15 protein-coding genes are annotated in these 13,860 nt (G+C 60.2%); 8 read left to right on the top strand and 7 right to left on the bottom strand.

All coding sequences use genetic code 11. The features are described from left to right. The first annotated feature begins 230 nt into the window (after positions 1 to 230). Entirely contained in the window at positions 231 to 776 is a 546-nt protein-coding gene (locus AC1M7R_RS20635) for a DUF2786 domain-containing protein (protein WP_490609866.1), read from the top strand. 256 nt (positions 777 to 1,032) lie between these two features. Continuing rightward, positions 1,033 to 1,308, top strand: coding sequence for a pyocin activator PrtN family protein (locus AC1M7R_RS20630; protein WP_122567964.1), 276 nt, complete (start codon positions 1,033 to 1,035; stop codon positions 1,306 to 1,308). Here AC1M7R_RS20630 and AC1M7R_RS20625 read toward each other — a convergent pair. Then, on the bottom strand, positions 1,283 to 2,434 hold the full coding sequence (locus AC1M7R_RS20625) for a tyrosine-type recombinase/integrase (protein WP_490609865.1): 1,152 nt from the start codon (positions 2,432 to 2,434) through the stop codon (positions 1,283 to 1,285). The two genes, AC1M7R_RS20630 and AC1M7R_RS20625, sit on opposite strands and share 26 nt — an antisense overlap. A 103-nt stretch (positions 2,435 to 2,537) precedes the next feature. On the opposite strand from AC1M7R_RS20625, the gene dusA reads away from it, so the two are divergent. Beyond that, positions 2,538 to 3,548: a tRNA dihydrouridine(20/20a) synthase DusA gene (dusA, locus tag AC1M7R_RS20620; RefSeq protein ID WP_490609864.1), complete on the top strand. Its 1,011-nt coding sequence runs from the start codon at positions 2,538 to 2,540 to the stop codon at positions 3,546 to 3,548. A gap of 178 nt (positions 3,549 to 3,726) precedes the next feature. After that, positions 3,727 to 4,653, top strand: a complete 927-nt coding sequence (gene tal / locus AC1M7R_RS20615) for a transaldolase (protein ID WP_072388951.1) — start codon at positions 3,727 to 3,729, stop codon at positions 4,651 to 4,653. A gap of 97 nt (positions 4,654 to 4,750) precedes the next feature. Here tal and rssC read toward each other — a convergent pair whose 3' ends face one another. The 3 genes from rssC to AC1M7R_RS20600 form a co-directional block, all read right to left on the bottom strand. Further along, entirely contained in the window at positions 4,751 to 5,239 is a 489-nt protein-coding gene (gene rssC, locus AC1M7R_RS20610; RefSeq protein WP_072388953.1) for an anti-sigma factor antagonist RssC, read from the bottom strand. Then, the gene (gene rssB, locus AC1M7R_RS20605) at positions 5,239 to 6,420 is read right to left on the bottom strand and encodes a two-component system response regulator RssB (RefSeq protein WP_072388955.1); all 1,182 of its coding nucleotides are present in this window, start codon (positions 6,418 to 6,420) and stop codon (positions 5,239 to 5,241) included. The genes rssC and rssB overlap by 1 nt, the downstream gene beginning before the upstream one ends. Positions 6,421 to 6,764: 344 nt before the next feature. Continuing rightward, positions 6,765 to 7,454 (bottom strand): MlaA family lipoprotein, encoded by a 690-nt coding sequence (locus tag AC1M7R_RS20600; protein ID WP_076407219.1) that lies wholly within the window; start codon positions 7,452 to 7,454, stop codon positions 6,765 to 6,767. A gap of 201 nt (positions 7,455 to 7,655) precedes the next feature. Here AC1M7R_RS20600 and pcrP point away from each other — a divergent pair, with 201 nt between their 5' ends. Both pcrP and AC1M7R_RS20590 read left to right on the top strand, forming a co-directional pair. Beyond that, the gene (gene pcrP, locus AC1M7R_RS20595; protein ID WP_072388960.1) at positions 7,656 to 8,276 is read left to right on the top strand and encodes an HAD superfamily inactivated hydrolase PcrP; all 621 of its coding nucleotides are present in this window, start codon (positions 7,656 to 7,658) and stop codon (positions 8,274 to 8,276) included. A gap of 106 nt (positions 8,277 to 8,382) precedes the next feature. Beyond that, entirely contained in the window at positions 8,383 to 8,649 is a 267-nt protein-coding gene (locus AC1M7R_RS20590; RefSeq protein WP_072388962.1) for a DUF4404 family protein, read from the top strand. A 166-nt stretch (positions 8,650 to 8,815) separates the two neighbouring features. Here the strand turns inward: AC1M7R_RS20590 and queF are convergent, their stop codons facing one another. Both queF and copI read right to left on the bottom strand, forming a co-directional pair. Further along, positions 8,816 to 9,646 carry an NADPH-dependent 7-cyano-7-deazaguanine reductase QueF gene (gene queF / locus AC1M7R_RS20585; protein ID WP_072388964.1) on the bottom strand — a complete coding sequence of 277 codons (831 nt, stop codon included), beginning with the start codon at positions 9,644 to 9,646 and terminating at the stop codon, positions 8,816 to 8,818. A gap of 61 nt (positions 9,647 to 9,707) precedes the next feature. After that, positions 9,708 to 10,229: a copper-resistant cuproprotein CopI gene (gene copI, locus AC1M7R_RS20580; RefSeq protein WP_490609863.1), complete on the bottom strand. Its 522-nt coding sequence runs from the start codon at positions 10,227 to 10,229 to the stop codon at positions 9,708 to 9,710. A 159-nt stretch (positions 10,230 to 10,388) separates the two neighbouring features. On the opposite strand from copI, the gene AC1M7R_RS20575 reads away from it, so the two are divergent. Together AC1M7R_RS20575 and AC1M7R_RS20570 are read left to right on the top strand one after the other, a co-directional pair. Next, the gene (locus AC1M7R_RS20575) at positions 10,389 to 11,069 is read left to right on the top strand and encodes a heavy metal response regulator transcription factor (protein ID WP_072458054.1); all 681 of its coding nucleotides are present in this window, start codon (positions 10,389 to 10,391) and stop codon (positions 11,067 to 11,069) included. After that, positions 11,066 to 12,424 (top strand): heavy metal sensor histidine kinase, encoded by a 1,359-nt coding sequence (locus tag AC1M7R_RS20570; RefSeq protein ID WP_072388970.1) that lies wholly within the window; start codon positions 11,066 to 11,068, stop codon positions 12,422 to 12,424. Before AC1M7R_RS20575 ends, AC1M7R_RS20570 begins: the two co-directional genes overlap by 4 nt. A 167-nt stretch (positions 12,425 to 12,591) precedes the next feature. Here the strand turns inward: AC1M7R_RS20570 and AC1M7R_RS20565 are convergent, their stop codons facing one another. Beyond that, on the bottom strand, positions 12,592 to 13,836 hold the full coding sequence (locus AC1M7R_RS20565) for a lipoprotein-releasing ABC transporter permease subunit (protein ID WP_490609862.1): 1,245 nt from the start codon (positions 13,834 to 13,836) through the stop codon (positions 12,592 to 12,594). Between the last annotated feature and the right edge of the window lie 24 nt (positions 13,837 to 13,860).

Genomic DNA, 13,860 nt, shown 5'->3' with positions numbered 1-13,860 from the left:
AACGCCTCGACCTGCCCAGCCGCTGCGATATCTGTGGCAAAGCGCGCTCCACTCGCAAGCACCAGGCCTGTAGTCGGATTCGCCAGAAGCGCAAAAAGCTGGAGTGGGCAGCTTTCATGGCAGAGCGGGAAGCAATGAAACAAAACCAAACGCGTCGCTACGCACGCTGACAATCAAAAAGCGGAACGCGGGGAGCGGCAACTCCCCCACCGCTTACCAGGAGAAGCACCATGCAAGCACAAATGCCCCGTGGAGGCGATGCGAAGGTCCAGGCCAAGCTACGCAAGCTGATGGCCCTTGCAGAGCGTGGCGAAGGCGGTGAGAAGGATAATGCGCAACGCATGCTGGATAATTTGTTAGCGCGTCACGGCTTAACCCTCGAGGACTTAAACGAGGAGTGCCGAGAAATCCGCTGGTTTCCGATTGTGACTGTGTACGACCGAAAGCTCGCGGCGCAGATCATGTCCAAGGTCTGCGACACATGCACTCCCAGCCTGTATACCAGCAAGAGCCGACCAAAGAAGGTCGGTGTGGAAGTTACACCGGCTGAGGCAATTGAGTTCGAGCTTCACTTCGACACTTTGAGGAACGCGCTGGCCGCGCACTTCGACGAGGCCTTCTCCGCATTTATACAGGCCAATCGATTATTTCCCGCCAGCCCATCAGGCAGTAGGGACATGGAGCTGAGCGAAAGCGACATGCGGGTCGTCGCCATGGCTTCAGCGATAAAACCAACATCTGTCCGCCCCCGCCTGGAACGGAAGGGGAACATATGACGGTTCTCTTGCTTTTGTACTTATGCAGCGACGCAACTCGTACTGACTGCCAGGTTCTGCCTGCGCAAAGCTGGCATGGGCCGGATGCCTATGAGCAATGCGTTGGCGCGTTGTCAGGGCTCACCCAGGCACTGAGCGCAACGAATCGGAATAGGCACAGGTTCATTTGCGAGATTCAGGCGGATGAGGCGCAACCTGCAGGACGTGCCGCCCGGCCGACGCTCATTCATCAATCGTTTCGGATGTGAGGGACATCATGAACACAGCCTTTATCCTGATGGCCCAGTACGACGGCCAAGCGATTATCTCGCTGGAGCAGGTTTGCCGGGACTACTTCACGCACCTGACGCCAGACATGTTTCAACGAAAGGTGATGAGCGGACAGATCAAAATTCCTATCACTCGCCTGGAACGCAGCCAGAAGTCGGCCAAGGGGATCCATATCACCGACTTGGCCGCGTATCTCGATCAACAGCGCGCAGCCGCGGTTAAGGAGAACAACCAGCTTAACGGGTTAAAACACGCCGTTTGAGCCACTTCATTGATGCGGCGCCCAGTTGGACGGGCGCCCTCAATATCTCTTCGTACCATTCCCACCCCACATAGCGATCCCCCTTGCCACGTAGGTGGGTGTAGCGCCTCAGCGAATTCCAGTCCCTATGTCCTGAAACGCTCGCCACTCGGGGGATATCCCAGTCCATTTCGAACAGACGGCTTACACCCTCGTGCCGGAGGTCATGGAAGTGCAGATTCTGGATATTCAGGATCTTGCAGGCCTTCGCCCAGGATGAGGAGATTGATTCAGGGCTATAGGGGAAAATATCTTCGCCGGCACGGGGCATGGTCTTGAGGATCCTCCAGGCCTCGTCTGGCAGGTAGCACCACACGTCGTTACCGATCTTCTGGCCCGGGTTCTTCATGTCGCGTACCAGCACCCGCTGGCCGGGCTCGTCGAGATCGTCCCAGCGAATCCGGGTGATTTCGTCGAGGCGACGCGTCGAAAACAGGGCGAAGCCCACCACTTTCATCATGTTGATGATGCTTCGACGCCTGGCCTGCATGTCCTGGTAATGCTTCATGAGCGCCCCCAGCTCGTCCAACGTAGGGCGCCGGTCACGCTCGCGGCTTTTCAAGTTGTAGCCGAGCTTGCGCAGTACGCGCCGTGCGCCCCCCATCGCCAGAGGATCAAGCTGGTAACCCCAAGCGTCCTTGCCGATGGAAAGCACCGCGCCGAGGTGGGCCAGGTCGTTGCCAGCGGTCTGCGGCTGGACGCCTCCCCCCTCGGGGCTCATCCGCCATAACGCGTAATCGACCAGGCATTGGGTGTTGACCTGGGTATCGTCCAGCTTACCCATGTACGTTTCGCCAATAGCCGTGAGGGTTGCTCGTTTCGTCTTGCCCAGCGGCCGGGCTTTCTCGACCTCAATCAGGTACTGGTCAATCATTTCTTTGAGCGTTACGCCTTTGCGGCTCGCTCGCTCAATGGCACCAGGTTCATCGAGTTCGGATTCACGCTTGCGCGCCCAGGCCTGCGCCGCCTGTTTTCGGGCGAAGGTCTGGCTCTCTTGATAGACTTGCACTCCGTCGCGCTTGATGCGGATCTGAGCCGTGTAGCTAACAGACCCATCCGCCAGTTTTCTTGCCCTGATAGTTGCCATGTCAAAAGTGGTACGCGTCAGTTTTGGAGTGGTACATCGTACCACCGAGCCCTAAAAAACGCCTGAAAACGCCCGAAATCACGCCCAGAACACGTTGAGTAAAATGCTAGATAAACAGAGCCTTAGCCCAGTAAATACGCGGCCTACGCTGTCTCGGCGCTTCAGTGTTGCACCCATGATGGACTGGACAGACGCCCACTGCCGCTTCTTCCTGCGCATCCTCTCGAAACACGCCTTGCTCTACACCGAGATGGTCACCACCGGGGCGTTGCTCAACGGCGATCATGAGCGTTTCCTGCGTCACCACGAAGCCGAGCATCCCCTGGCGCTGCAACTGGGTGGCAGTGTCCCGGTTGATCTGGCGGCCTGCGCGCGTATGGCCGAGGCCCATGGTTATGACGAGGTGAACCTCAACGTCGGCTGCCCCAGCGACCGGGTGCAGAACAATATGATCGGTGCGTGCCTGATGGGGCATCCGGGGCTGGTGGCCGATTGCGTGAAGGCGATGCGTGATGGGGTGTCGATTCCGGTGACGGTCAAGCATCGCATCGGAATCAATGGGCGCGACAGCTACGAGCAGCTATGCGAGTTCGTCGGGACGGTGCGCGAGGCGGGTTGCAGGAGTTTCACCGTACATGCGCGTATCGCGATTCTGGAGGGGCTATCCCCCAAGGAGAATCGCGACATTCCGCCCTTGCGCTATGACGTGGCGGCTCGGTTGAAGGCAGACTTTCCGGACCTGGAGATCGTGCTCAACGGCGGCATCAAGACGCTGGAGGCCTGCCATGAGCATCTGCAGACGTTCAACGGGGTGATGCTGGGGCGCGAGGCCTATCACAACCCTTATCTGCTGGCCGAGGTGGACCAACAGCTGTTCGGCAGCATGGAACCAGTCATCACCCGGGCCGAGGCCCTGGCGCGGTTGCGACCTTACATTGCCGATCATCTGGCCGCAGGCGGGGCGATGCATCACATCACTCGCCACGTACTGGGGCTGGGCACCGGGTTTCCGGGCGCGCGGCGGTTTCGGCAGTTGTTGTCGGTGGATATCCACAAGGCCAAGGATCCGCTGGCATTGCTGGATCAGGCCGCTCAGTTGCTGGAAGGGCGTTGATCGTCACTGGGTTTGAACCTGCGTGGTGTTTTGGCATCGTATTTACGGATACTCGCCCCGCCCATTCAAACAGCCGTTTTCAGGTTGTTGCCGCCGGGGCTGTCGATACCTCTTCACGCCCTTGAGTGGCTGTCAGCCCTCGGGTAATGTCAACAGACCCATAGGACAGAGCACGCTCATGACTTCCAAGCTGGAACAACTCAAGCAATTCACTACCGTCGTGGCCGATACCGGCGATTTCGAAGCTATTGCCCGCATCAAACCCGTGGACGCCACCACCAACCCTTCCCTGTTGCTCAAGGCTTCGGCGATGCACGGTTATGCCGAGCTGCTGAACGCCTGCGTGGCGGACTGCAAGGGTGATGTCGGCCTGGCCAGCGACCGTTTTGGCGTGGCGGTCGGCCAGGAGATCCTGAAGGTGATTCCGGGGCGTATTTCCACTGAAGTGGATGCGCGCCTGTCGTTCGACACCGACGCCATGCTCAAGCGTGCCCATCGCCTGGTCGATCTTTATGAGAAGGCCGGCGTCGGCCGTGATCGCGTCCTGATCAAGATCGCATCGACCTGGGAAGGTATCCGCGCCGCCGAGCAGTTGGAGCGCGAGGGTATCCAGTGCAACCTGACCCTGCTGTTCTCCTTCGCCCAGGCCGCGGCCTGTGCCGACGCTGGGGTATTCCTGATTTCGCCGTTCGTAGGCCGTATCTACGATTGGTACAAGAAGGCCAATGGCAACGATTACACCGGCGCCGATGATCCAGGCGTGCAGTCCGTGACACGCATCTACAACTACTACAAGGCCAATGACTACAAGACCGTAGTCATGGGCGCCAGCTTCCGTAACATCAATCAGATCGAACAACTGGCCGGTTGCGACCGCTTGACCGTCAGCCCGGAACTGCTGGAGAAACTGGCCGCCGACGAAGGCAAGCTGGAACGCAAGCTGGCGCCTGGACAGGCCGGTGAAGCACGCCTGAGCCTCAACGAAGCGCAATTCCGCTGGCTATCCAACGAGGACGCCATGGCCACCGAGAAACTGGCCGAAGGTATCCGCCAGTTCGCCCGGGACCAGGAGAAACTCGAGGCGCTGCTGCAAGCCAAGCTCTAAGCGCAGTCGAAACAAGAAGGGGGCGAACCTGGATGGGTTCGCCCCCTTTTTTCATCGCATCTATCCGCAAGCCTTGATGTCGGCCCACGGAGATGAATCAAGAGCCAGGTCGTTCCAGCGCGTTCACCAGGTCATGGAACGCCTCACGATTGGACTCGTTGAGCCCCATCAGGATCTTGTGGGCTTCCAGTACCTTGATCCGCACGTCTTCTTCGGATTGGTCCTGATCAGGCAGGTCGTCCAGGCATTCGGGGCACGGCACCGGGTCACCGACGATGTTGAACACCTGGTCGAAGCCCATCGACTGCAAGAGGCGGGTAATGTCGCTGTGGGTGGTGACGACGGTCGGCAGCAGGCCGACCTTTTGCCGCGACAGGATCGACAACTTGGCCAGCAGGCCAAGGGTGGTGCTGTCGATACTGCGGGTTTCAGTCAGGTCGATCACGATGGCATTGAAATTCAATGCAGTGAAGATCCGCTCAATAGTCGCATCCAGCGCCGAACAAAGGGTCAGACGCACTTCACCGACAAACTTCAGGACAAATGTGCCGTCCTGCTCGGCGAACTGGATTCTACCGGTACTCATCAAAGGTTCCTGCTCAACACTAACAGGGCGATATCATCCGGCATCTCCCCTAGCGTAGCTAATCCAAACACTTGCCGCAGACCTTCCAGGCTGCCGCCCGCAGCACTCACCCGTTCAGGCAAGGCCGCTTCTTTCTCTTTGAGTGTAGGCTCCGACAAAAGATCCAGAATGCCATCAGACATCAGCGTCAGGCTGAATACGGGTGGCAATTCCAGTACGTGGTCCTCGTAGGTCGCCTCGTTGAAAAGGCCCACCGGCAGACCACGCCCTTCCAGATACCGAACACTGTCCGGGGTGTACAACACAGGCAACGGCAGATGGCCGCCGATGCTATAGGTCAACAAGCCCGTCTCCTCGTCGATGACTCCACCGACCATGGTGACATGTTTACCCAGCTTACAACTGATCAGGCCCCGGTTGATATGCCCCAGGACCTCCGAAGGCTTGAACTCCGGCAACGTGCCATTGCGCTTGGACTCGAACAGCAGGCGCGTGGTCATGAATTTCAGCAGCACCGTCACGAACGCCGACGAGGCGCCATGACCGGAAACATCTGCCAGGTAAAACGCTACTCGCCGCTCATCGACCCGAAAGTAGTCCACGAAATCACCCGACAGGTATAACGACGGGATGATCTGGTGGGCAAAATGGAAGTCGTCGACCGACCAGGGGCTGACCGGCAGCATGTTCATCTGCACCTGACGCCCGGCGTTCTGGTCTTCCTGCAGCAGGTTCAGGCTGGCTTCCAGCTCGCGGTTGGCGGTTTCCAGTTTTTCGCGGTAGCGCTGGTTTTCCACCATCAGCCGCGAACGGTCCAGGGCCCGGCGCACCGAGTGTTCTAGCACGGCCAGGTCTTCCAGGGGTTTGATCAGGTAATCCGCCGCGCCCAGGCGCAAAGCCTCGACCGCGTCGTTCATCACACCCGCGCCCGAGACCACGATGACGGGTGTCTGCGCGGAGATCTCGGCGACCTGGCGAATGAGTTCGAGTCCGCCCATCTGCGGCATGCGCAGGTCGCAGATGACCAGGTCGGGCTTGTCTTGCTCGAATACCTGAAGACCCTGTTGGCCGTTGCTGGCCTGCAGGACGCTGAAACCACTGTCTTCCAAGTAGGCTGCGAGGCTGGCTCGCACCACTTCGTCATCATCGATTATCAGCAGCGTGGCACTGGTTTTTGGCATGTGGGCAAACGGCGCCAGAATTAGGTTGGCGTAGCGGGCTGGGCTGTCGGGCCGGGCGCGCACTACTGGATTCGCTTTCTAGCCTCTCTGTCGTACAGCTTTCAGGCGTTTGCCCTACACACGTTTACATCAGAGGTGCCCTTCTAAGGCGCAGACGGTACTCCCATCCGCGGGGCGTTTCAAGCTCATGCGGATAGCCGCTTGCCGTCTTTATTTGTCAAAGTACAGAGAGTTATAAGAACCGAGCGAAGCGTAACTCAATGGAAGGATAAATCCCGCCCGATGCACCCCGAAAGCACGAAAGGCGGCCTTTCGGGGCCGCCTTTCGTGCGCAGCAGGGTGGATCAGAAATCGTCCACTACCTGACCGTCCTTGACCTTGAACTCACGGTTCTGCAAGAAGGCATTGCGGATGAATACGTACTTGTCACCGGTCACCATCTTCTCGGCCGACAGCAGGCTGGCGCGGGTGTCGACGATGTTCAGGCCGAAGATCGAGTTACGCACCGAGACGTTGTCGATATAGGGATACGGCGTGGTGTAGCTGTCGACAAACCTGGCCGGGGCATCGCGCAAGGTGCTTGGGCCCAGCAACGGCAGCATGACATAGGGACCACTGTCGAGTCCCCAATAGCCCAGGGTCTGGCCGAAATCCTCGTCGTTGCGCTGCAGGCCCATCCTGGTGCCTACGTCAAAGAAGCCCAGCAGGCCGAAGGTGGTGTTGAAGAGCAGTCGGGCGGTGTCGACTCCGGCGGCGGCCGGCTTGCCTTGCAGCACATCGTTGGCCAGGTTGCCCACGTCGCCGATGTTGCGGAACATGTTGTGGATACCGTCTTCGAGGAATTGTGGCGTTACATATTGGTAACCCTGCGCCAGCGGTTTGAGCGCATAGGTGTCGACGGTATCGTTGAATTTGAAGATCGGCCGGTTGATGCTTTCCCAAGGATCTTCTTCCGTGGCGGCCTGGGCGGCGAACGGTACCAGCAGAACACTGGCAGAAAGACACAGCTGAGCTAGACGATGGCTCCAGCGCATAGGGGAAAACTCCTTGGATTGTTCAGGCAAGGGCGCCGAGCCCAGGCGGTGAGGTGGCTAGTATAAAGCGGAACGTGTCGATAGGCAGCAGGGTAAAGGAATATGCCTGTGGGACCTTTCTTTCATCCAGCGCCTTCATTTCCCTGTCACAGAGCTGTCATCGAGGGCCGGTAGGCTCCAGGTTATTTCAAGGACGTTCCCATGCCCCGCGCCGAAGCCCTGCCCCTTCCCGCTCCCAGTCTTACCGCCGTACTGTTTGGCCTGAGCGGGTGCCTGGTGGATTTCGGAGCGCGGGTTCGTCAACCGGGTGCGAAACCGGCCGAGCATGCCCACCCGACGCCCGGTGCGCTGGAAAGCCTCCACCGCCTGCAACTTCAAGAGATACCCTGCGCCTGGCTCGATGAACTGCCTCCCGCCGTCAGCCATGGCCTGGCGGCGTCCTTGCCGGCGTGGATCAAATCGCCGCAACTTCCTGCAACAAATAATCCGTGGCCAGCGCCCCATGCCTGCTGGCAAGCATTGATGGCCCTGAACGTCCAGCAACTGGACGGATGCGTCCTGGTGAGCGGCGAACCCCGGTTGTTGCAGTCCGGACTCAACGCCGGCCTATGGACCATCGGTCTCGCATCCTGCGGCTCGCTGTGCGGCCTGGCGCCGGCGCAATGGCAGGCCCTGGACCAACAGCAACGCGAAATCAGGCGGGCCAAGGCCACCGTGCAATTGTTCGGGCTGGGGGTGCATTCGGTGATCGATCATTTGGGCGAACTCGACGCCTGCCTGGCCGATATCAGCCTGCGTCGGCTCAAAGGCGAGAAGCCCTGACCCGGATCATGCAGGTTGTGCGGGGGTGGATTACTCTTAAAGCAGGCCATGGACCTTTGACGAAGCGTCGCGGTCCATGGCTGTGCCGATCAATAAGGAGTACGCCATGCCTGGCCGCGACGATTTGCAAAAACAGCTCGACCAATTGCGCGATCAATTGGAACAGAACCCGCCGCTGTCCGAACCAGAACGCGAGAACCTGCACCAGTTGATGACTCAGATCGAGGCCGAAATCGAACTGGAAAACACTCTTCAGGACAACAGCCTGGTCGACGGCGTGAACCTGGCCGTGGAACGATTCGAAGTCGAACACCCTACCATCGCCGGGACCCTGCGCAATATCGTGCAAGCCTTGGGCAGCATGGGTATCTGACCCCTGCGCATGTAAAAAGCCCCACTTTCGACAGTGGGGCTTTGCGTTACTCACGAACTCAAATGCGATCCTTCGTGGGGCCTGCTCGCGATTGCGTACCGTTGCTCAACCCCAAGGCTGAATGCGGCGCCCTCATCGCGAACAGGCTCGTTTCCCCGTCGGCGTTTCATTGACGGACCAGACGACGATTCGGCAATTGCATCGCTTCGGTGCTGCGATACGGGTTGATGTCCAGTCCACCACGGCGCACATAACGCGCATACACCGTCAATTTCTCCGGCTTGAGCAAACGCTGCAGGTCGAGGAAGATCCGCTCCACACACTGCTCGTGAAAATCCGAATGCTGGCGGAAACTGACGATGTAGGCCAGCAGGCTGGCGTGATCCAGGGCCGCGCCGCGATATTCCACCGCCACGCTGCCCCAATCCGGCTGGCTGGTGACCGGGCAGTTGGATTTGAGCAAATGACTGTGCAGGCTTTCCTCGACGATGCGCGACGCGTCGCAACGCAGCAACTCCGGGCGCGGATGCGCGTAGGAATCGACGCTGATGTCCAGGTCGTCGATGCAAGTGCCGGGCAGTGCCACGATGCCTTCGCTTTCCACCTCCTGGAGGCTGCGAACCCGCACCGCCACCGGCTTGCCGGCCGCGGCCGAAAGGTCCTGGCGCAAGGTCGCCTCCAGGCTTGCGGTATCGGCGAACGGGGTCTGGTTCAAGGAGTTGAGGTACAACTTGAAGGACTTGGACTCGATGATATTCGGCGAATCCGCCGCAATCGCGAACTCACCGATAGCCACCACCGGCTTGCCGGAAGGCAGCAGCCACGACAACTCGAAACAGTTCCAGAAATCCACGCCCTTGTACGGCAGGGTCTCGGCCGTCAGGCCCAGTTCCGCCCATTTCGCGGTGCGCGGGATCGGGAACAGCAGTGATGGCGTGTACGTGGCGATGTATTCGCTGGATTTGCCCAGCGGCGAATGTTCGGCTGCGGGATGCATGACGGAAACCTGACTGAATAATCAGCGGATTCTATCAGCCTTTGCCAGCGCCTTTGAGTGCTTACTGTCTGACGGTCAGGTCACCCTTCATTCCCGCCTGGTAATGGCCGGGAATATTGCAAGCGAACTCCAGGCGAGTGACCTTGCTGAAGGTCCAGGTCAGTTCGGCTGTCTTGCCCGGCTCCACCAGCACGCTGTTGGGATCGTCGTGGCGCATGCCTGCCTGGCCGTGGCCCATGGCGCTATGGTCCATGCCCTGCTTCATCGCGGTCGGCATCAACTGTCCGTTCTGTTGCATCTTGAGCATCTGCTGCTGGTGTTCGGCATGCATGGCCGCGTCGCCCAGGTTGAATTCGTGGAGTAACTGGCCTTTATTGATCAATACGAAACGCACGGTCTCCCCGGCCTTGATATCGAGGGACGCGGGCGAAAAGGTCATGTCCCCCATCACCACTTCGATACTGCGACTGGCCTTGGCCGCCGGCGCTGGCTGGCCAAAATCGACATGGCCTGGCGAGGCCCATGACGGCACACTGAGGACGATTGCACAAGCAGCCAGGATCAGGCGTTTACCCATTAACATGTTCAGACTCCCAAGGGATGAGGTTCAGCTTGTGCGAAACTCTATCGCCGTGCGCCTGCCAATCGGCTGACGGCTCGATTACAACTTTGTCAGGTTGCACCATGGCCCTGCGTGCCACGGTATAACGCCTTCGTTCCAATCCTGCCTCGAGCCGCCACCATGAAATTGCTGATCGTCGAAGACCAAACGAAAACCGGCCAATACTTGCGCCAGGGCCTGAGCGAAGCCGGGTTCAATGCCGACCTGGTGGCCGATGGCATCACCGGCCAGCAACTGGCCCTGAGCGGTGAATACGCCCTGTTGATCCTTGACGTGATGCTGCCCGGACGCGATGGCTGGCAGATTCTGCAGGCCGTACGCGGCGCCGGGCTGGATACTCCGGTGCTGTTTCTCACCGCGCGGGACGCTGTCCAGGACCGGGTGCATGGCCTGGAACTGGGCGCCGACGACTATCTGGTCAAGCCCTTCGCGTTTTCCGAATTGCTGGCACGGGTCCGCAGCCTGTTGCGTCGCGGCGGTTCGTCGCCCCAGGAAACCAGCCTGCAACTGGCCGACTTGCGCCTGGATCTGATCCGTCGCCGCGTCGAACGCAGCGGTCGGCGCATCGACCTCACCGCCAAGGAATTCGCCCTGTTGGAGATGCTTTTGCGGCGCCAGGGCGAGGTGCTGCCCAAGTCCCTGATCGCCTCCCAGGTCTGGGACATGAACTTCGACAGTGACACCAACGTCATCGAAGTCGCGATCCGCCGCCTGCGGATCAAGATTGACGACGAATTTCCCAGCAAGCTCATCCACACGGTGCGCGGCATGGGCTATGTGCTCGAAGAGCGAAGCCTGTGAAGGCCCGGTGGTCCTTGAGCAGTCGCCTGGCGCTGCTGTTCGCCGCCTGCACCGCCGTGGTGTCGCTGTTTGCCGGGGTTCTGTTCAGCCGCGGCAGCGAGGCGCACTTCATCGAGCTGGATCAACAGTTGCTGGAAGGCCGGCTGATCGGCTTGCGCCGGGCCTTGCAGGATCTCGACGCCGAGCAGACCCGCAGGCGCCTGGAGGATGAACTCAGCCGCCAGGCCGACCTGGCGTTGCGTATCAAGGACAGCAATGGTGTGCGCTGGTACGACAGCTCGATCCGGATTCCACAGCAACTGCCGGAAAGTCCTGGCCTGTCGACCCTCAGCGATGCAGACACCGACTACCGGGTGCTGAATGCGCCACTGGACCCCAACCGTCCCGGCTCGCCACAACTGACGCTGCTGCTGGACATCACCCACCACCAGCATTTTCTGCAACGCATGCAGCGCCTGATCTGGTTGACCGTGGGCCTCTCCGCCCTCGCTACCGCCCTGCTGGGCGCCTGGGCCGCACGACGCGCCTTGCGGCCGTTGCGGCGCATGGGGGCCATTGCCGGCAGCGTCTCGGCCCGCTCCCTCAACGCCCGCCTGCCCGAAGAGCAGATGCCTGCCGAACTGGCCGAATTGGCCCACAGCATCAACGCCATGCTCGAACGCCTTGACGATGCGTTTCAACGGCTCTCGGCGTTCTCCGCCGATATCGCCCATGAATTGCGCACGCCGCTGTCGAACCTGTTGACCCACACCCAGGTCACCCTCACCCGGGAACGTCCGCTGGAGGACTACCGCGAAGCGCTGCACAGCAATCTCGAAGAACTGCAATGGATGGCGCAAATGGTCAACGACATGCTGTACCTGGCCAAGGCCGACCATGGCCTGCTGGCGCCCAACCGTGAGCCGCTGTTACTGGCGGCGGAAGTGGATGTGCTGCTGGAGTTCTTCGCACCCTTGGCCGAAGACGTCAATGTACGGCTGAACCGGGAAGGCGACGGTCGCGTGGAGGGGGATCGCAGCATGTTGCGCCGGGCCTTCTCCAACCTGCTGGACAATGCCTTGCGCTTCACCCCCGGCGGCGGCGAAGTGCGCCTGCGGATCCTTGACGGCCCGCATGCGCTGAAGATCTATGTGGAGAACAGCGGCGAAGGCATTCCAGCAGACCTGCTGCCGCGCCTGTTCGATCGCTTCTATCGCGCCGACCCGGCCCGCCGGGAAGGCAGCAGTGAACATGCGGGGCTGGGCCTGGCCATTACCCGCTCGATCATCCATGCCCACGGCGGGCATATCCACTGCGAGTCGGCCGATGGCTGGACACGCTTCATGATTGAATTGCCGAAGGCAGGCCAGCCCTGACACAAGACCCTGTGGTCGAGGGGATTTATCCCCGCTGGGCCGCGAAGCGGCCCCCAAAAACAGTCAATTCAACCTGTCTGATGTACCGAGCTTCAGGTTCAGGGCTGCTTTGCAGCCCAACGGGGTAAATCCCCTGGCAACAAGGGCCCTGCAGCCGGTCCTGGATATCAGGAATACCGCAACGCCTGCGCCGGCTCGGTCTTCGCCGCACGCCAGGCCGGGTAGATCGTGGCGAGGAAGCTCAGGATAAAGCCGGCGGCACAGATCAGGATCACGTCGCCACGCTGAAGCTCCGACGGCAGGTTGCTGATGAAATACACATCGGAACTGAAGATGTGCTGGCCACTGACCCGCTCCAGCCATCCCACCAGCTCGCTGACATTCAACGCCGCGATCACCCCCAGCACTCCGCCGATCACCGTACCGACGACGCCGATTACCGTACCCTGGACCATGAAGATCGCCATGATCTGCCGTGGCGTGGCGCCGATGGTCCGCAGGATCGCGATGTCCGCGCCCTTTTCGTTCACCACCATGATCAGGGTCGCGATGATATTGAACGCCGCCACTGCGACGATCATCAGCAACAGCAGGCCGATCATGGTCTTTTCCATTTTCATGGCACTGAACAGGCTGCCCTGGGTGTGGGTCCAGTCGTCCGCCTTGTAGCCTGCGCCCAGGCCGCTGGCGATGTCGCCAGACACCTTGGGCGCGGCGTACAGGTCCTTCACCGCCAGACGCACGCTCTGCACCTGGTTCGGCTGCCAATGCTGCATCTGTGCGGCGTCGGCCAGGTGGATCAGCGCCATGGAACCATCCAGCTCGGCGCCCACCTTGAACACACCCACCACGTTCAGTCGCTGCATGCGCGGAGTGATTCCCCCCGGCGCGGTGCTGACTTCCGGCACGATCAAGGTCAGTTTGTCGCCGACGTTCAAACGAAAGCGTCGAGCCGTGATCTCACCGATCACCACACCATATTCGCCCGGTTTCAAGGCATCGAGACGCCCCTGGACAATATGCTGGGCCACGATGGACACCTTGCCTTCCTGGGCCGGATCGATACCGCTGATCTGGATCGGCTGCATCGAGCCCTTATGGCTGAGCATGCCTTCCATTTCGGTGAACGGCACGGCCGCCGTCACCTGGGGATTGTTCAATGCCGCGGCGGCCACCGGTTGCCAGTCATCGATGGGATTGACCCCGACGATGGTGGCGTGGGGCACCATGCCAAGGATGCGCGAGCTCATTTCGCGCTGGAAACCATTCATGACCGAGAGCACCACGATCATCGCCAGCACGCCCAGGGCGAGGCCGATCATCGACGTCATGGAGATGAATGAAACGAAGCGATTGCGACGCTTGGCGCGGGTATAGCGCGTGCCGATAAAGATCGATAACGGTCTGAACATTCGGGGCACCGTAAAAAGATAAAT

Source organism: Pseudomonas sp. MS01C9, assembly GCF_058202755.1.
This window is presented reverse-complemented; position numbering and strand designations above follow the sequence as displayed.

What these genes read in the sequence shown, in the direction of transcription:
- AC1M7R_RS20635 (WP_490609866.1), top strand. Translation starts at nt 231, where the DNA reads ATGCAAGCACAAATGCCCCGTGGAGGCGATGCGAAGGTCCAGGCCAAG.
- AC1M7R_RS20630 (WP_122567964.1), top strand. Translation starts at nt 1,033, where the DNA reads ATGAACACAGCCTTTATCCTGATGGCCCAGTACGACGGCCAAGCGATT.
- AC1M7R_RS20625 (WP_490609865.1), bottom strand. Translation starts at nt 2,434, where the DNA reads ATGGCAACTATCAGGGCAAGAAAACTGGCGGATGGGTCTGTTAGCTAC.
- dusA (WP_490609864.1), top strand. Translation starts at nt 2,538, where the DNA reads ATGCTAGATAAACAGAGCCTTAGCCCAGTAAATACGCGGCCTACGCTG.
- tal (WP_072388951.1), top strand. Translation starts at nt 3,727, where the DNA reads ATGACTTCCAAGCTGGAACAACTCAAGCAATTCACTACCGTCGTGGCC.
- rssC (WP_072388953.1), bottom strand. Translation starts at nt 5,239, where the DNA reads ATGAGTACCGGTAGAATCCAGTTCGCCGAGCAGGACGGCACATTTGTC.
- rssB (WP_072388955.1), bottom strand. Translation starts at nt 6,420, where the DNA reads ATGCCAAAAACCAGTGCCACGCTGCTGATAATCGATGATGACGAAGTG.
- AC1M7R_RS20600 (WP_076407219.1), bottom strand. Translation starts at nt 7,454, where the DNA reads ATGCGCTGGAGCCATCGTCTAGCTCAGCTGTGTCTTTCTGCCAGTGTT.
- pcrP (WP_072388960.1), top strand. Translation starts at nt 7,656, where the DNA reads ATGCCCCGCGCCGAAGCCCTGCCCCTTCCCGCTCCCAGTCTTACCGCC.
- AC1M7R_RS20590 (WP_072388962.1), top strand. Translation starts at nt 8,383, where the DNA reads ATGCCTGGCCGCGACGATTTGCAAAAACAGCTCGACCAATTGCGCGAT.
- queF (WP_072388964.1), bottom strand. Translation starts at nt 9,646, where the DNA reads ATGCATCCCGCAGCCGAACATTCGCCGCTGGGCAAATCCAGCGAATAC.
- copI (WP_490609863.1), bottom strand. Translation starts at nt 10,229, where the DNA reads ATGTTAATGGGTAAACGCCTGATCCTGGCTGCTTGTGCAATCGTCCTC.
- AC1M7R_RS20575 (WP_072458054.1), top strand. Translation starts at nt 10,389, where the DNA reads ATGAAATTGCTGATCGTCGAAGACCAAACGAAAACCGGCCAATACTTG.
- AC1M7R_RS20565 (WP_490609862.1), bottom strand. Translation starts at nt 13,836, where the DNA reads ATGTTCAGACCGTTATCGATCTTTATCGGCACGCGCTATACCCGCGCC.